Origin of the sequence: Microbacterium sp. MMO-113 (assembly GCF_037148555.1) — a bacterium.
Taxonomy (GTDB): domain Bacteria; phylum Actinomycetota; class Actinomycetes; order Actinomycetales; family Microbacteriaceae; genus Microbacterium.
Map to the genome: position 1 here is coordinate 188,041 of NZ_JBBCTD010000002.1, position 16,783 is coordinate 204,823.

Here is a 16,783-nt window from a genome sequence, read left to right on the forward strand (position 1 = left end):
ACGTCCCTCCCACCGCCCACCCCGGAGCGTTCCGCACTCCGCACCCGCATCCGCACCCCCGGGATCCCACGCGAGCGCCCCGGACTCACCCGGCACTCCACCCGCGCCAGTCAGGTCGGTCCACGATGCAGAAGCGGTTGCCCTCGGGGTCTTCCATGATGATGTAGTCCGCGTCGTCGGGGCGGCCGTCCCAGTGCACCTCGCGCGCACCGAGCTCAGCGAGGCGTTCCACCTCGGCGGACTGGTCGTCGGCGTAGATGTCGAGGTGGATGCGCGGCGGCAGGACCCGCTCCGAGTGATGGGCGTCGAGCGCGATACACGGTGCGTCGGCGTCGCGGGGTGTGAGGACGACCCAGTCGTCCTCGGCGGGGTCTCGCTCGACGTAGTCGAGGGCGGCCTTCCAGAACGCGGTCTGGGCGGCGAGGTCGTTCACGCGGATCACGATCGACACGATCTTCAACATGCGGCGAGGGTACGGCGAGGGAGGGTGTCCGGGCAGGGGCTTGCGCCGCCGCGGGGGATCAGCTCCCGGAACGGGGCCGTGGGGCGCGAGCACCTGCTCCGAGGCGTGCCCGTGCTGGTCGGTGGAGGTGACGGCGCCACGAGCGCCCTGGGCGACCGCAGCCCACTCCGTGGGCGCCGTGGCGGAGTCGTGTGACCGGCATCCCGCCGGAAGCGACCCCCGTCCGATATCGTGCGGCCATGGAGACCACATCCGAGGTGACGCCCGAGACCGATGACGACGCACGGTCGGGGACCGCGCCCGAGGTGGAGGAGGCCGAGCGTGCGGAGCGGCGCCGGCTGGCCGCGAACCGCTTCGGATGGATCGTCGCGTGGGGTGTGTCCGTCGTCGCCCTGATCGTCGGCATCAGTCTCACGGGAGTCGGGACGGCAGAGCACATCGTCGAGTACTCCGACAGCTACGACGTCTTCCGGCGGGAGGTCTGGCCCGCGGGTCTCGTGCTCCTCGGCGTGGGTGCGCTCGGCGTCATCGCCACCGCCCTCGCCACCACGGTCCTCACGCAGAAGCGCTGACCCCAGACCGAGAACGCCCCCGCCGTTCGGGTCGGCGGGGGCGTCGATTCCATGGAGTCGCGTTACTGCACGGACCAGCCGCCGTCGGAGGCGAGGATGGCGCCGTTGATGTTCACGGCGTCGTCCGACAGCAGGAACGTGATCGATGCGGCCAGGTGCTCAGCGGTCGCGACGGTCGGGATGGCCTGCTGGAACGGGGCGAGGCGGCCGGAGCCGTACTCGGACATGTGCGGGGGCATCGGGATGCCGGTGGCGACGCCGCCCGGGGCGACGGAGTTCACGCGGATCCCCTTCGGCCCGTACATGAACGCGGCCGACTTGGTGACGCCGATGATGCCGTGCTTGCTGGCCGTGTAGGCGTTGCCCGAGGCGTTGCCGCGCAGGCCCGCCTCGCTCGACACGTTGAGGATCGCGCCGCGACCGGCCCTCTCCATGACGGGGATGACCGCGCGCATGAGCTTGAACGGCGCGGTGAGGTTGATCGCGATGACGCGGTCCCACACCGCATCGGAAGTCTCGCCCGCGGGTGAGAAGTCGTCGTTGATGCCGGCGACGTTCGCGAGCCCGTCGATGCGGTCGCCCGCCGCGGCGACGACGGCGTCGACCGCGTCCTGCTTGGTGAGGTCACCCGCGACCGTGACGATGTCGGCGTCCGCCAGCTCGGCCTTGAGGGCGTCGAGCTTCTCGGCGGCGATGTCGCTGGCGATCACGCGTCCGCCTTCCCGGGCGATGCGCGAGGCGGTGGCCTTGCCGATGCCGGAGGCTGCGCCCGTGACGATGACGGTCTTGCCGGCGAAGCGGCCCGCCGTGACCTTCTCGGTCCAGCCTTCGGAGGCGTCGTCCTCGGGGATCTCGCCGTTGTTCGCGGCGCGCACGAGGTCGTCGACGACCGACTGCGGAAGCTGGCCCTGGCTCATGGCGACGAGCTGCTGCAGGGGGAGTCCGAGCACGGGGGTGAGGAGCTCGGGGTCGGCGCCTGTCTGCTCGAAGAGGCCCCGGATGAGCGGGCCGCCGGTGGGGTCGTTCATCCAGTCGCCGATGGTGGAGTGTGCGGTGAGGGCCATGCTCTTTCTCCTTGCTCGGGTGCCGTCGTAGTTTCGCAACGATGCGTCTACTTATGTTCCAGTGTACGCCTGAGTACGCTCGAAAGGTGCCCCGTCCTCGCAGTGAAAAGGCCCGCCAGTCCGTGCTGGAGGCGATGCGTCGCGCGCTCGCCGCAGACGGATATGAGGCCGTGACGATCGAGGGCCTCGCGGCGGAGGCGGAGGTGTCGAAGCAGACGATCTACCGGTGGTGGCCGTCGAAGGCCACGATCCTCGGGGAGGCGCTGCTCGAGGGGGCGATCCCCGGTTCAGATGTCGTCGTGCCGATAACGGACGACCTCGGCGCGGACCTGCGTTCGTGGTTCACAGCGGTGTCCGCGGGGCTCGCTCGACCCGAGGGCGTGTCGCTCGCGCGGGCGCTCATCGAGGTGACGGCGGCTGATCCGGAGCTGGGGCTCGTCTTGAACGAGCGGCTGGCGGCGCCGATCCGGGAGTGGGTGGCGGAGCGGATCTCCCGCGGACGCACGGACGGAGACGTACGGGCCGACGTGGATGCCGCCGCAGTCGCCGACGAGTTCATCGCGATCGCCTCGTACTCCGCCCTGATCGGGCAGCCGTTGAGTGCGGAGCGGGTGGAGGAGACGGTGGTGCGGTTGCTGCGGGGGATTGCGGCGGGCTGAGTCTCTCGCTGGATTGCTGTGCGGCGCGACGGTTGCGGTTCTCCACGCTGCACTCGTCGGGTACCTCGAGGCGAGAATATCGGTTGTGACCTCATATGTATGCTTCCATGTGTCGCATGACACAGCGAACCCGATCCCGCGGCATCGTGTCGGGGCCGGCGGGCGTGTGGTGGCCGTGGGTGAGGAACTGCTAGAGGTGGACATCATGCTTTTTGTCGCGGTGGGCGTGGCTCTTCTCCTCTGGGGGGCGTTGGTGGGGCGGGTCGGCAGCAGGCTCGGCACTCTTCTCGCCATCGTTCCCGTTCTGGTGTGGTTCGGGGTCCTTGCGTGGTTCGGCTCGTCGGGCAACCTCGACAGCCCGGCTGGAGATGCGCTTGCCGTGTACCTCGTGATCGGGCTCCTTGCCTTTATGACCGGCGTCAACCTCGCCGATCGCTCCGTGTCCGTGCGCAATTCACGATGGAAGCCATGACCCGCTCGGCGTGTGATGCCGGCGACGAGTGTGGCGGTGACGTCTTGACGGAGCCGCCGGCCGCGGTCTGACCTGCGCGGGCTGAGAGGTCGCCCTCCGCCACCTGCGAGCAGACCAGCCCGCGAGACTGGGTGCAAACGCGGTGTCAGGTGCGAGGGGATGAGCTGTTCCAGGTTGTGGCCCCGAGCCAGACCGCCGCGTACCCAAGGGCGGCTGATCCGAGCTGGATTTGGAACGGCCCCATCTGGGGCATGAAGCTCATGTTCCTGAAAACTCGCGGGTCCGGGACTACACGGCTGCGCTCGGGATGCGTGGAATCAACGAGCGGTGTGCGGGTATGGGCGACCCGCCACCCTGATGGGTAGCGGGGCCGATCGAGCAGAGCTGTAGACCCTTGGTCACTCCTTTCGGAGGAGGATGCTTCCGAAGCCGACGAGCATGAGGCATGCGCCGAGCAGGCCAGTCAGAGCAGCAGGTGCGAGGTTGCCAGTCGTGTGCTCCGCGTCTGAAATGTAGCCCTCAGCAATCGCCATGACGATGGCGAGGACGATGACGCCAGCGCCGACGAATCCTATGCTGACCATCGCTCGTCTCGTTGGTTGCTTCACAATCGCTCCTACGGGTTGCATCCTGCCGTTAAGACGTCGCTGTACCTTACGTCAGGCCGCCAAGCGTCGAGGTTCCATGACCGGCGCGGGCGAGCGGCTGTCCGGCATCGTCGCGCTCTCTGACAGGAGCCCCGGCCGTGGCTCACGGTGTGGGCCCGGGCGGAGAGGTATGACGGCGCGCGTTGCGATATCGCTTCATCATCGCGCCGAACCACACAGCGGCGCCCGCCGCCGCAGTCGCTTCGAGCGCCGGAGCGAGCTGGGGCACGGAGTTCGCTCCCACGAGCACCGCAAGGAACCAGCCCCATACGCACAGGGTCGCGATGAGATGGCTTCGAGGGCGTGTGATCGTTGAGAACCACGTGGGCTTCATCGTCTGTTCCTCACCGGCAAGGTCCGCCGCGGTAGGTATCGACCCACCAGACGAGACCGGGGGCGACATAGGGCTGGGTCGCCGTCACCTGCACACACTTCTTCGGTCGGGACTTCTCAGCGATGCCGGCGTTCCACACCAGTGATCCCGCGGCGAGGAGGCAGACGGGTGCCATGGTCCCGCACGCGAGCCCTCCGAGTGCGCCAAGGCCTTTGTCATAGATGATGGCCGTCTCCGCTCGGTTGAATCGCATGCGGTACTGGAAGAAGTTGGGGCGGTCGAACGTCGGGTCCGCGACGATCGGGTACGCGTAGTCGCCGCCGCGGTGCTCGACGACCTGGATCAGAGCCGATCCGGATGACTCGTATCGTGTCGGCACGTTGACGCCGGCGGCATCCCGCGCCCATGGCACCGCGACGTCGGCGATGATCTTCTCGACAAGGGACGTCGCGCCCGTGTCCGGGTCGGTGACCTCTTCGGCCATATAGGCGATCGCACTACCGTCCTGCTGGACCTCGACCGACACCCCTCCGCCGAAGTCGTACTCGAAGCGCTCGGTCTGCGAGGCATCGCTAATGATCGCGCTCGCGCGAATCTCCTCCTCGCCGGCGATGACGTTGATCGATGGCGTGTTCGCGTCGCCGAGATAGGTCACTGACCCGTCCTCTCCGACGGTCGCGTCATCAAGGTGGCCAGCGCCGGGAAGCGACACGGACATCGTTTCCTCACCGTCGGGCAAGAGGACGGAGATCCCGTCGTCCGGTGCCGCGGCAATCGTGGCCTTTCCGCCGCCGTCGAGGGTGGCCACGATCTGCTCGGAACTCTCGGTCGTTTGGGCAGCGGTGATGGGCACGGGCGCGACCTCCGTGACCAGCGCGACGATCTCCTCGGTCGCGAGGTCGGTTCCGTCCGCACCGGTATCCGCGGAGGCGGCCGGGACGGTTGCGAGGGATGATGAGCCGACGATCGCAGCGGTGAGCAGGCTGGCGAGTCTGAGGTGTTTGCGCACGTTCTCTCCGATCAGATCAATTGCCCGCCTGTGACCAATTGAAGACCTCATACGATGACGTATGCAATATATTCGAGGGGCCTGCCCAGGAGCATGCGGAGCGCTAGGATCCAGGCATGGACGCGTCGTTCTTCAGCTGGACCGGGTTCGCCATCACCGCAGCGGTCGCGGTCGTGATCCTCGTGCTCGCGTTCCTGCTCGTGCGCGCGGTGGCGCGAGTGATCGCGCGTCGCCGGAGCCGTGGCCGGGGGCGCATGCCATCCGCACCTCGCCGTCCGTCCGGACGTTGAGCGCGACCTGCCTCACGCCGTTGGGTCGTGCGCGGGCGCTGCCGCGGGGGCCACTGTCCGTCCGTCCGTGAATCGCGCCTGCGCACGGTGGTGGCGTCGCGGTACGGGAACGTGCTCCGTCGCGGCTGCGAGGCCCATGCGCTTCGTCGAGACGTACACGCTCTCGGCGGTGTCGACGAGGAACGTCTCGTGCCACACGCCGACCGCTCCCGGAGCCTTGCGGGCGGCGCGGTTGAAGGCGGTCCACGCCGGACGATGCTGCTGGTCCGGGTTCGACGCATAGGCGTAGAGCTTGTCGACGGACGACCAGAACTGCACGACGTAGGGCCCGCCCGACCCGAGGAGGAGCTGGTAGCCCAGCAGCCCGGAGTCTGTCTCGGTGCTGAGCTCGCGGAGCATGCGCGGCATCGCGACGAACGCCGGCAGCCACAGGTCGGGGCGCCACCAGCGGTTGATCTGCATGCCGATGTGGAACACGACGAGCTCGCCCTCGTGGTGGTGGGTCATGCGGCCCGTGACGACTTTCGACATGGCGACTCCTCGATTGGATAGCGATGCTATCCATAATGGATAGCGCTACTATCGAAGTCAAGAGGTGGCCATGAGGATTTCCGAACTGTCAGCGCAGACCGGCGTGACCGTGCCGACGATCAAGTACTACCTGCGCGAGGGGCTGCTGCCCGAGGGCGAGCGCACCTCCGCGACGCAGGCCACGTACGGCGAGAAGCACGTCGAGCGGCTGCGGGTGATCCGAGCGCTGCTCGACGCGGGCGTGAGCATCGCCGAGACGCGTCGGGTGGTCGCGGCGCTGGATGACCCACCCGTGAACCCGCACGAGCTGCTGGGGACCGCGCACGCCGCGATCACCCCGCCGGCCGACGACGCGTTGGACCTCGCCGGCGCTGAGGCGCTCGCCGCCCGACTCGGGTGGAAGCCGGGGCTGTGTGATCCGGCTGTGCTGCATGCAGTCGCGCGGGCGCTGCAGGCGCTGGAGCGCGTCGGGTTCACCGTTCCGGAGGCGGTGATGGCGGAGTACCTCGCGAGTGCGCGACGAATCGCGGATGCGGAGATCGCGGGGGTGCCGGAGGAGTCTGCGGAAGCCGCGGTGCGGTACGTGGTGCTGGGGTCGGTGCTGGTGGAGCCGCTGTTACTGGCGTTGCGGCGGGCGGCGCAGCAGGTGAGCTCGGGGGAGAGATTCGGGGGAACTAGCGCATGAACGCGGTCGCTAGACGCTCCCTCAGCGCTGGCTCACACACGTACACGTATGTCCCTCGCATCGCACGCGTTAGCAGCACTCGGAGACGTTCCGGATGAACGTCAGCAGTTCGTGGTTCCCGAACGCATCCTTCAGGTGCCCGGCATTCTGCTTGCCCTTCTTGTTGCGGTAGCTTCGGTGATACTCCCTTCGTCCGCGAATCCTCGCAGGCGGAACTGCGGCACGTAGTGACGCCGCTTTCGCGGCAGGCGTCGTCCCCATGACCCGACGATATCGCCGCGCGGTTGATCCCGGTCGATCTCGAATCCCGCCGAACACGGGGCGAGGAGTCGGCGGTCAGTTGAAGTAGTCCTCGTCGACCTCGACGGCGCTGAAGTGCTTCTCCTCCTGAACGCCGACGCGATACGCGATCATGAGCTCTACAAGCCGGGAGCCGTCGATCAGGATGATCCGCGACGGCACCTTGTTCGCGTACTCGATTGCACCACTAGTGAAAGCGCTGGTCGTGAGGAACACACCGCGAGATGCCCCGAAGCCATGCAGCGCTCCGACGAACGCTTGGATCGCCTCGCGCCCGACGTTGTTGCCTTCTTTGTAGCGTTTGGCCTGGATGTAGACCTGATCAATGCCGAGCGCGTCTTGGTCGATGAGGCCGTCGACCCCCTCATCATTGGTGCCGCCGATGCGCTTGCCTCTTTGGGCCGCACCGCCGTATCCCATCTTCAGCAGAAGGTCGACGACCGCTTGCTCGAAGAAGTCGGGATGGCTGTCGCGCAATCGGTCGAGGAGGTCGTCGCCGACGCGCGCCTCGATGCGAGCGATCGCGTCCTCGATCACCTCAACCGGATCGGAGACTTCGTCTGCTTGTGGTGAGGTGGTCGCGTGCATCGAGTCGGCCTTCGTCTTTTCGGGCCAGAAGGGTGCGAACACTACCTTGGCCAGGCTGTAGTCGAATCCGTCGGGGTACTGTGCCAACGCCGTGCGACCTGCGTCGTTGATCAGATACCTTCCGCGTTCGGGCCGGTCAACCCACTGCGCCTTACTGAGGTTGCTTAACGCCCACCCCATGCGTTGCTCGAAGCGCGTACCGCCGGACTTCAGGGTCTCGGCGCGCGCCTCGTCTCCCACGTTCGCGTAATCGGCGACCGCATCGAAGATCTCGCGACGATGGCGGCTCTGTCCATCCGAGAGCACCTGCAGCGTAGGAACGACGAGCATGGGCCAGATGGGGACGAGCGAGTCTGCTTCAGCCATGTGATGCTTCCTTGTGTTGCCCGGGCTATACGGTCTTAGATAGCGAGGTCTGGGAGAGTGTCGACGAGCTTCATGGTTTCGATGCTCACGGTCGTGACGCGGCCGATGAGGTCGATAATGTACCGGGGCTGCTCGTGCTCGCGTGACCAATCGTTGGGATCGTTGACGATGCCGGACGCCTTGTCCGTCTGGACCTGGTACCGCTCGATTATCCAGTCCAGCGCAGATCGACTGCCGAGCATATAGCGTTGCGCTTCTTCAGGGATCCCGTCGAGGTCGATGAACGCGTTGTAACTGATGCGGGTCTTGTCCCACGCTCCGGCCTTACCTGCGTACTTCATCTTCTGCACCGCGAACCGCTCGTACGCATCCTCCGGCGCGCCCATGTAGATGGTCTCGGTGAGCGGATACGGCTCAACCGTTTCGTACCCGATGTGCAGCTCCGACAGCTTCCGCCCGGCGTTGGCGAATGCCTCGAAGCGTTCATGGCCATGCACCATCGGAATGTGTGGCAGCTGCTTCTTCAGGTCGGCTGCGTAGCGCTCGCGGTACGCGGGTGAGTGCAGAAGCCCATACACGTAGAAGTAGATGTCGTCCTTCGTGACCTGACGGCCGTACTCTCGCTGATACTCATCGAGTGCCCAGTCGGTGATGTTGTCGACGCGTTCCGGCTCGGCCAGTAACTGGTTCACGTCAGGCTGGGTGTAGGAATAGCGGGCGAAGAACTGGCCCTGACCTGATCCCCAAAGCGAGAAGTCGGGCAGAGAATCCGTCGAGAGCACTGAGAAGGGTTTGTCGCTTCCGGCGCCAACAACATAGAAACCGAAGTTGACTGTAGCCACGCTCGGGAACCACGTCTTGTGTGCGCCGGGGAGCTCCAACATTCCAGCCCCGAGGTATAGGTATTGCTTCGAAAAGGGGCGATAGAGCGCTGTTGACATAGCTCGCGAGTCAATTGATAGTCGACGGCGATTCACGAACATCCTCCGCAGACCGCGCGACCAATTTATCCGTGTCCCATCGGATTCATTTGAAGGATCTTCTGCATCCCCACCAGCCTTCTGCTCCGCAAACGATACTTCCTTGTTGAAGTTTGCGATCATACGGGAAACATTCTCGAGCACTATGCGGCGCGAATATCCGTACACCCAGGCGTCACGGCTTGACACCGGACCGTTACCAGGGAAAGCGAAGATGCCGGTCGAGTTCTTTGCAGAGGATAGCGAAGGATATCGCTCATAGTTTGGGTCGCGCTGGTTGATCCAGTCACCCTCCGGGTTCGGGGTGATTATCTGCCAGTCAAGTGTCTTGATGGTCGCGCCGTCGACGGTGGTGAGTTTCTCGTCGCGTGTGAGATAGTCGCCAATGTCCTTATAGTGCAGAGTGCTATCGGCGACGTTGCCGGCTCGCTTGATGAGAAGCAGGATCGCGACGGTGTTTCTTGAGCCTGCGTCGAAGATCTTGCCGCCTTCTTTACGGCTCTGCTCACCGGCGGTGCGCTGATTGCCGCGCAGGTTGTAGACGTAGATGTCGTGAAACTCGCGGCTGAAGGTCTTGCGGAGCCCGTCTGCTGAAGTGGAATCGATGTAGCCGCCGTTGGAGACATAGCAGATGATGCCACCGTGTTCGGACTTCAGCACGCGGTTGGATGCCCACCGGATGGCTCGGACGTAGGAGTCGTACATTGACCGCGGGCTCTTGCTCGTAGAGCATGCAACGTAAGTGTCCCGAATCGACGCATCGAGCGTCGGGTACTTCAGGTTGGCGTTGTTGTCGTTGCCGCTGGTCTGACCGACCGAGTAGGGCGGGTTGCCGACGATTACGCGGATGTCGAGCGCGTTCTGTTCGACGACGCGGTCGCTGTTCGAAGTGAACATGCGCTCGTCGAGCGCGTCGCCGTCTTCAGTCATCTGGAACGTGTCGGTGAGCACAATCCCGCCGAACGGCTCATAACCGACAGCATCCGCATCGGCATACTCGCCGCCCTCACCTGCATGATCCTGCTGGAGGGCGTGGAAGGTCGCTTCGATGTTGATCGCGGCGATGTAGTACGCCATGAGCAGGATCTCGTTCGCGTGAAGCTCTTGCGTGTACTTGCGCAGCAGATCCTGCTGGTCGATCAGCCCGGACTGGAGGAGCCGGACGATGAACGTGCCGGTGCCAGTGAAGGTTATGTGTACGTTCGGTCAGTGTCTCAATCGACCACCCGAACAACCTCGGAGAGCGATGCATCTGCGTTTCATCAACCACCAACTCGCCGTGCCCACTGACGTCGACGAAGACACGCGCGACGTCTACGCGAGCTCACGTTCGCTTCCCGACGGACTGCCCGTGCTGCTCGACGATCGATGGCGACCGGTTGACCCCTGGCAGACCTACTTCCGGATCATTGCGGGTTCGACGTCAACGTCGACAGTGCGCAACTACGCGTACGACGCGCTTCGCTTCGCTGGATTCCTCGAAGATCGTGGGACTGACGTGGTGCACGCGTCGGCCGACGATATCGTCGCGTACCGAGAGTGGCGGCTCGGCGGTGGGGATCGCGCAGTCTCGCCGGCAACCTGGCGACGCGACGTCGTCGTCGTTCACGGGATCTACCAGCTTCTCGTGCAGACCGGGCAGGTTCGTCGTGAGCCGTGGATCACCATCGGGAGATCGTCAGCGCTTCGCAACCCGTGGCGGAGTGAGCCAGACATACGCCCGTTGAGTCAGGCGCAGTGGCGCGCATTCCGCGACATCGGCCTCGGTGGGCAAACCGCACTCGGCGAGCTGGATGCGAGTTGGCGGGGAAGAACGAGCTTGCGTTCCCAGGCTGGCGCGCAGGTCGCCGTGACGACAGGGATGCGACTCGGCGAGTTTTCGACGTTGCTGGATGCCGAGCTGCCCGCACCCGCCGGCACGGGTGCCTCCGTACTCCTCGAAGCATGCGCCAAGTACCAGAAGCGGCGCCGTGTCCATGTTCCGCTCACCGCACTGCGCGCCGTCGACCTCTATCGCCGAACGGAGCGCCGTGTCGTCGTTCGCGCATCTGCCAACTCACTATGGTCGCGTCGAGCCGATCTGTTTGTCGTCGACGAGCTCGACGTCTCTGCCGGCGTCATCCGTGGGCGGCTCGACGGGCGCCGGTCGAGATGGCCACTACATCTCCTCCCGCCGCACCTGCGCCGAATCGCGGTGATCGAACGCGATCACGGGCTCGAGGCGCTGGGATTGTTCCTGGGCCGAGGGGGGCTACCGATAAGTCGACGAGCCTGGCATGCCACGTTTGCCGCGGCGAGTCGTCGCACCCTTGAGCTCGCTGAAGTTGAGATGGGAGGGCGCCGAGCGCAAATCACACCGCATGATCTGCGTCACACCTTCGCCGTCGTGCTCCTCAAGGCACTCACCGATGTCGCGCTCGCCCGTGAGGCCGACCGCCGCGCTGGCAACCTCGGACCGGCCACTCTGTCCGAGCACATAGCGATCAACCCGAGACTGACTGTGCAGCGACTTCTTGGCCATTCGAACCCTGCCACGACCATGATCTACCTGCGATACATCGAGGACACAGACGCACTCATCCAGGACGTGTTCGAGAGCTGGAGCGACGAGGCCGCGACCTTCGCCGACGCCGTCCTCGCGGATCGGAAGGCAGAATGACCGGCCACGACCTCTCCCCTCGTCGGATGACGTTCACGATCGCGGGCGGGAGCAACGACGGCACGATCAGACCGCTGGACTTCGCGCACCCGATCCTGGCCGCTGAGCTCTCGGACGCACTCGTCGACATGAGACGCACGTTCGCGCTGGCTGACGGCACGGCATATCAGTACCGTGTTGCGGTCATCAGTCTCCTTCGCAGTCTCACCAATGCGTGCCCGCGAACCGCAAGCCTCGCATGGGCCGATCGCGTCGTGGTCGACGGGATCCATGAGTGGGAGTCGGGGCTGGCTGCCGCGTACCCCGCCGAGAGCACCATGCCGTACAAGTACGGTCGACAGCTTCGAAGGTTGGTCCGAGTCCACATCGCGAACGGTCGAGACGTCGGCCTCGACGTCGAGCGGTGGGCCGACGGGCAGGTCTTGCATCAGGGCGGCGGCGCGACGCCTCTCGACGAGTTCTCGAATGCCGAGCGACTTGCGATTCGTGATACCTGCCGCAGCCGCATCCGAGAGCTGGAGGAGCGACTCTCGATCGGACATCAACTGCTCGAGGTCGGGCGCGATCCTCGCGGTGACGGGTGGTCACGCGCGGAAGATATCCTCTGGGGCATCCACCACCTGGGACGGACGGACGGCATCATGGTGGAGCGCGAGGCCATGCTGGCGTGCGACCGAGGCGTCCTCAACGACCTGCACGAGGCGTTCGAAACCGAACACGCGACGACGTATGGAGGCTCCGGCCGGGTTGTCAGGCGATTGCTGTCATATCTCTATCCCTCGAGCGACGACCTGGTCGCGTTCAGGACGCTGCTGCAGCTCGAGACGGGCGCCGCTCCCGAGGAGTGGTCGAACGTCTCGCTGAGCGACATCGACATCTCAGACCCCGACACGCTACGCGTCCGTCTGTACAAGGCCCGCGCCCACCGCAGCCGGATCGTACGCTGCGCCACGTCCGGATCTGCCAGCGGCAGCGGATGGAAGTCGGGCGATCTCATCGAGCGGGTTCTCGCTGCGACTTCCAGGGCGAGGGAACTGAGGGAAGCCAGCCCGTCGCCGGTGCATGACGCCCTGTTCTTGAGCGTGTTCCGAACTTCGTCAAGACGCCTTGAGGTACGCCCAGATTCGTTCTCGAATTCGTTCTCGTCCCTTCTGACGTCGATCACACCTGCCATCTCCAGACCTCACGACGCGCGCCGACTGCGAAAGACAGTCAAGAGTGTGCGAGCGGCGGTGCTCCGAAGCGCCGACATTGCGGCAGGCGATGACCACAGCATCGCCGTCTACCAGCGCCACTACGCGCAGACGACGACAGTTCACGTGCTGGCCGGCGCAGCGGTCAACGCAGCTCAACAGCAGGTCTTCGACCGTGTCAGCGGCCCAGTGTTCGTGAAGGCCAGTGCTGCGTCGATCCGGGCTGGTGAGCGACCCGAGCTTGCGGTGGCTGCGGTTGCCGAGTTGGAGTCGACGTCGACGGATCGAGCCATGAACGTCGCGCACTGCAGCTCACCGTACGACTCTCCCTACGGCCGAAGCGGGCGTCTATGCGAGCATCGGCCATCGATGTGCTTCGCGTGCCCCAACGCGATCGTGTTCACCGACCACCTGCCTCGAATCCTCGCCTATCGCGAGATCCTTCGCGGACACCAGAACGAGATGGAGCCCGCCCAGTTCGCGGCAACCCATGGACAGCAGCTCAGGAACATCGAGCGCATCCTGGATGAGTTCACTCCGGCGGAGCGAGAGCGAGCGCAACGCTCCCACGATCTCGACGCAGTCGTCCACGTCCCCATCGCTCAGCGAGGAGTCCACCTGTGAGTCTTGATTCTGCCGCACGCCATGCCTCGAGACTCGCCCCCGCCAGCACCTACTGGCGCGCCCAGCAATCTGTGCTCCCTCATCACTATCGAGAGGAGTCGTACCCCGTCTCTTCGTTCGGTGACGACTCCCGCTGGGACTTGCGCGCACTCGGTTGGAACCCCGCGGCGGGGCGCCACTCAGCGGTGCTGCTCTTCGGCGCGTTCACCGGAGACTGGAATCTTCGCGCCCGCGAGATCGCGATGGCCATGCTCAATCCGGGACACCAGGTCCTTCGTGATCAGAGCCTCTACCTGACCGCCGCGCCCGCGCAGACCAAGACGATCCGCACAAGACTCGACGGACTCAAGAGATTCGCGTCCTGGCATGCCGAGCACCTCGACAGTGTCCCCCTGAATGAGCTCCACCAAGCGGATCTCGACTGCTTCCTTGGTGACATCAAGCCGAGCATTCCCCCGTCCTCCACGCGCGCAGCGATTGAGTCCGTCCGTGCGCTCCACCAGTACGACCGGGTCATCACAGGTGGAGGGATCCCGTTCCGCCCGTGGGGTGAGGCGACCACGATCGCGCTGAGCGGGCAGAAGTTCAGCGAGGAGCTGAGCACGCCCGTCATCCCACCTCACGTCTGGTGGCCGCTACTTCGCGCCTGCTGGCAGTACATCGATGTCTTCTCGCACGACATCTTCGCGGCCGCCGACAAATGGTCGACTCTCGAGCGTCCACCCGAGGAACGCCGTGCTGTCCGCGATCCCGACGACGCAATCGAGACCTGGCTCGTCGCCGCCGGGTCGACTGTTCCCCTCCATCGCATGTCCGCCGGCCGCTTCACGGAAGGTGAGATCCACTGGACTCTCCTATCGCTGCTCGTTTCCGATGGCCACAGCAAACACCTATTCGCCGAGACATCACGGAGTGAGGTGCGGCGCCGACGCGAACGAATCGCCAGAGCCATCGACGCCGGCGAGATCTCCACTGCGCGCGGTGGCCTGCGCTCGAAGATCACGGACGTGCGGAAGGCCGACGGCTCCACCGGCCCTTGGATCGATGGCTTCGATCCGGCCACGATTCGAGTTCAACTCAAGGTTCTTCGCAACGCGTGCTACGTCTTCTGTGCGGCACTTTCGATGATGCGCGACTCCGAGCTGCTGAGCATCAAGAAGGGAGCGCTCACGACCTTCTACGGTGCGCCCGCGGTCGCATCCCAGTTACGGAAAGGCAAGCGCGGAACGCATCGCCGCAACTGGTGGATCATCGAGCCGGTAGCACAGGCGATCAGCGTCGCCGAGCGGCTCGCGGTGGGCGAAGCCGTCTTCGGATCGAGTCGACGCAGCCAGAAGAGCGAAGGCCAACTGGTGACCTTCGACCGGCACGACGAGTTGAAGAAGCTCATACCCCAGCTCAACGACATTGGGCGAGAGGCCGGCTTCGAGCCGATCCCACACTTCCATCTCGCCCCGCACATGTTTCGACGCACGATGGCCGTCATCACTGCCCAACAACCGGATGGCGAAGTCGCGCTCGGTATCCAGCTGAAGCACGCAGCGCGTCGGGCCGTAGCGAACGGCACAACGTCTGGGTATGCGAGCGAAACGCCCGAGTGGGCCGCCGAGTTCGAGCACGAACTGCAGGAGGCCGTCGCCTCACGCCTCGTCGGCATGTGGTCGTCCGACTCTGTCGACGACATCAAGCTCGCCGGCGCAGGCGCACAACGCTTCCGAGACGAGCTCGTGAACGCCACCGCCGAGGTCGACATCGCAGTGAAGGTCGGAGATGAGCGGACCCTGCGCACTCTGCTGCGTGACCGCTTCAGCACGCTGCGGTGGGGAACGATCAACCACTGCCTCGGCGATCCGGAACAGGCGGCCTGCCTCAAAGGTCTGTCTGCCGAGGCTGCCGCAAGCGGTGTGATCCCCAACCGGTGCAAGCCGACCACCTGCGGCAATTCGGTCGTGACCGATGAACACGCGCCCGTGTGGGTCGCCGAAGAGCGCGATCTGGTGGCAAAGCTCCGCGACCGCAGCATGGCGTCGCACAATCGCGAGCAGCTCGAGGCCGAACTCAAAGACGTACGCAAGATCACGAGGAGATTCACGGATGCCTGAACCCATCAGCACGTCGGAACGCAAGCTCCGCGATGCGATGGAGCGGCTCTTCGCTGGCACAGCAGTGCGCACCGACGGCCGTCTCATCAAGGAGAACCTCTACCGCGAAGCCGGTGTCAGCCGCGCGACGATGAACCGCGCGAAGTCCGTGCTCGAAGAGTGGGCATTGCGGGCAGGCGGAACCCAGCCGCGCGATCGTGAACTCGAAGCGCTCAACCGATCACTCGCGGACCGTGGGACACAGATCGCGGGCCTCCGCGCGCGAATTCGCGAACTCGAGGCGCAACTCACGATCGCAGCGACCGCGGTGGCCGAGCTGCACGTCGAGAATCAGCTGCTCCGCGGTGAAGACCCAACGCGCAACGTCACTCCGATGAAGCGTTCCCCCACACCCACGCCTCGCGGCAGCTGATCGCTTCACGCGCCGGGACTCCCGCTGCAGGCCGAGATTGCCATACCGATTAGGCCTACTTGCGAAGGCCTAATCGGAAGCCTGGGTGCGTGCCCTCCCACGCGACTCCACCGACCGCCTGGGAACAATACGCCCGCGAGCTTGGTCAGAACATTCAGCGCGAGCGGGCGCGCGTCGGCTACAGCCAAGATCGTGTCGCGTACGAGGCGAACCTCAGTCGCTACACGTATCAGAAGCTCGAGAAGGGCGAGTCTCGGCCAGGCACTCCCGCGAACCCGTCAGTCAGGACGCTGTTGGCCGTGGCGCAGGTGCTCGACGTGGAGATTGGCGACCTCCTGCCAGCCGATACTCCTGATCTCACGATCCGCTGATTCCAACACCGGAGAGTCGAGGCACCACCCACTACCGCATGAGGCCTAATCCGTATGGCATTCTGCACTGTATGAGCGCGGCGGAACTGAACCAAGATTCCTTCGTCCTGGCCGCCGAAGATCCCTACCTCAGCGCACTCATCGGGATCATCGAAGAACCCGGGGGCTCCACGAACGCAACCCAAGCAGGGCGACTGACTCTCGCGTGGTGGGATCGACACGGTACCGGCCCATCGTGCGCCGAGCTGATCGATGCCGTGTTCTCGAGCCCCGATTGGGACGACATCATCGAAGACCCGGACCGCACCTTGCTCGAACGCCGCGAGCAGACCGATCTCTTGCACCTTTGGCTGATCAGCTACTGGTCCCGACTCGGCGCGATTGCCTACATTCCGGGACACGACGACGTCGTTCGGCCAGGGCGTATCCACGGCCGCGCCGGCGTCAATTGCTGATAGCTTG

At 65.1% G+C, this 16,783-nt stretch carries 19 protein-coding genes; 11 read left to right on the plus strand and 8 right to left on the minus strand.

The annotated features are described in order from the left end of the window. Positions 1-85: 85 nt before the first annotated feature. Complete coding sequence (locus WFJ36_RS07805) at positions 86-463, minus strand: VOC family protein (RefSeq protein ID WP_336643054.1); 378 nt, start codon at positions 461-463, stop codon at positions 86-88. 239 nt (positions 464-702) lie between these two features. Between WFJ36_RS07805 and WFJ36_RS07810 the strand changes: the two genes are divergently transcribed. Continuing rightward, positions 703-1,035 carry a hypothetical protein gene (locus WFJ36_RS07810; RefSeq protein WP_336643055.1) on the plus strand — a complete coding sequence of 111 codons (333 nt, stop codon included), beginning with the start codon at positions 703-705 and terminating at the stop codon, positions 1,033-1,035. Positions 1,036-1,097: 62 nt separating this feature from the next. Here the strand turns inward: WFJ36_RS07810 and WFJ36_RS07815 are convergent, their stop codons facing one another. Next, on the minus strand, positions 1,098-2,099 hold the full coding sequence (locus WFJ36_RS07815; RefSeq protein ID WP_336643056.1) for an SDR family NAD(P)-dependent oxidoreductase: 1,002 nt from the start codon (positions 2,097-2,099) through the stop codon (positions 1,098-1,100). 86 nt (positions 2,100-2,185) lie between these two features. Between WFJ36_RS07815 and WFJ36_RS07820 the strand changes: the two genes are divergently transcribed. Next, positions 2,186-2,758, plus strand: a complete 573-nt coding sequence (locus tag WFJ36_RS07820) for a TetR/AcrR family transcriptional regulator (protein ID WP_292790517.1) — start codon at positions 2,186-2,188, stop codon at positions 2,756-2,758. Between the two features lie 196 nt (positions 2,759-2,954). Continuing rightward, positions 2,955-3,230, plus strand: coding sequence for a hypothetical protein (locus tag WFJ36_RS07825; RefSeq protein WP_162817552.1), 276 nt, complete (start codon positions 2,955-2,957; stop codon positions 3,228-3,230). A gap of 398 nt (positions 3,231-3,628) precedes the next feature. Here the strand turns inward: WFJ36_RS07825 and WFJ36_RS07830 are convergent, their stop codons facing one another. From WFJ36_RS07830 to WFJ36_RS07835, 3 genes are all read right to left on the minus strand, one after another. After that, a complete protein-coding gene (locus tag WFJ36_RS07830) occupies positions 3,629-3,814 on the minus strand; it encodes a hypothetical protein (RefSeq protein WP_025104093.1) in 186 nt (61 codons plus the stop codon). 32 nt (positions 3,815-3,846) lie between these two features. Beyond that, the gene (locus WFJ36_RS17145) at positions 3,847-4,146 is read right to left on the minus strand and encodes a DUF2599 domain-containing protein (protein ID WP_081811583.1); all 300 of its coding nucleotides are present in this window, start codon (positions 4,144-4,146) and stop codon (positions 3,847-3,849) included. 75 nt (positions 4,147-4,221) lie between these two features. Then, positions 4,222-5,220, minus strand: a complete 999-nt coding sequence (locus WFJ36_RS07835; protein WP_336643057.1) for a hypothetical protein — start codon at positions 5,218-5,220, stop codon at positions 4,222-4,224. Positions 5,221-5,336: 116 nt separating this feature from the next. On the opposite strand from WFJ36_RS07835, the gene WFJ36_RS07840 reads away from it, so the two are divergent. Beyond that, positions 5,337-5,510, plus strand: coding sequence for a hypothetical protein (locus tag WFJ36_RS07840; protein WP_157544415.1), 174 nt, complete (start codon positions 5,337-5,339; stop codon positions 5,508-5,510). A gap of 12 nt (positions 5,511-5,522) precedes the next feature. Here WFJ36_RS07840 and WFJ36_RS07845 read toward each other — a convergent pair whose 3' ends face one another. After that, positions 5,523-6,041 carry a monooxygenase family protein gene (locus tag WFJ36_RS07845; RefSeq protein ID WP_336643058.1) on the minus strand — a complete coding sequence of 173 codons (519 nt, stop codon included), beginning with the start codon at positions 6,039-6,041 and terminating at the stop codon, positions 5,523-5,525. Positions 6,042-6,111: 70 nt separating this feature from the next. Here WFJ36_RS07845 and WFJ36_RS07850 point away from each other — a divergent pair, with 70 nt between their 5' ends. Continuing rightward, positions 6,112-6,726, plus strand: coding sequence for a MerR family transcriptional regulator (locus WFJ36_RS07850; protein ID WP_336643059.1), 615 nt, complete (start codon positions 6,112-6,114; stop codon positions 6,724-6,726). Between the two features lie 336 nt (positions 6,727-7,062). Here WFJ36_RS07850 and WFJ36_RS07855 read toward each other — a convergent pair whose 3' ends face one another. Further along, on the minus strand, positions 7,063-7,980 hold the full coding sequence (locus tag WFJ36_RS07855; protein WP_336643060.1) for a restriction endonuclease: 918 nt from the start codon (positions 7,978-7,980) through the stop codon (positions 7,063-7,065). A 35-nt stretch (positions 7,981-8,015) separates the two neighbouring features. Then, positions 8,016-10,037: a type ISP restriction/modification enzyme gene (locus WFJ36_RS07860; protein WP_336643061.1), complete on the minus strand. Its 2,022-nt coding sequence runs from the start codon at positions 10,035-10,037 to the stop codon at positions 8,016-8,018. 88 nt (positions 10,038-10,125) lie between these two features. Here WFJ36_RS07860 and WFJ36_RS07865 point away from each other — a divergent pair, with 88 nt between their 5' ends. From WFJ36_RS07865 to WFJ36_RS07890, 6 genes are all read left to right on the plus strand, one after another. After that, complete coding sequence (locus WFJ36_RS07865; protein ID WP_336643062.1) at positions 10,126-11,619, plus strand: tyrosine-type recombinase/integrase; 1,494 nt, start codon at positions 10,126-10,128, stop codon at positions 11,617-11,619. Positions 11,620-11,645: 26 nt separating this feature from the next. Continuing rightward, positions 11,646-13,436: a hypothetical protein gene (locus WFJ36_RS07870; protein WP_217316625.1), complete on the plus strand. Its 1,791-nt coding sequence runs from the start codon at positions 11,646-11,648 to the stop codon at positions 13,434-13,436. A 185-nt stretch (positions 13,437-13,621) separates the two neighbouring features. After that, positions 13,622-15,538 (plus strand): hypothetical protein, encoded by a 1,917-nt coding sequence (locus WFJ36_RS07875; protein WP_336643063.1) that lies wholly within the window; start codon positions 13,622-13,624, stop codon positions 15,536-15,538. Next, positions 15,531-15,950 (plus strand): hypothetical protein, encoded by a 420-nt coding sequence (locus tag WFJ36_RS07880; protein WP_217316623.1) that lies wholly within the window; start codon positions 15,531-15,533, stop codon positions 15,948-15,950. The genes WFJ36_RS07875 and WFJ36_RS07880 overlap by 8 nt, the downstream gene beginning before the upstream one ends. Positions 15,951-16,039: 89 nt before the next feature. Continuing rightward, complete coding sequence (locus WFJ36_RS07885) at positions 16,040-16,321, plus strand: helix-turn-helix transcriptional regulator (protein WP_217316622.1); 282 nt, start codon at positions 16,040-16,042, stop codon at positions 16,319-16,321. A gap of 71 nt (positions 16,322-16,392) precedes the next feature. Further along, the gene (locus WFJ36_RS07890; protein WP_336643064.1) at positions 16,393-16,776 is read left to right on the plus strand and encodes a hypothetical protein; all 384 of its coding nucleotides are present in this window, start codon (positions 16,393-16,395) and stop codon (positions 16,774-16,776) included. Positions 16,777-16,783 lie beyond the last annotated feature (7 nt).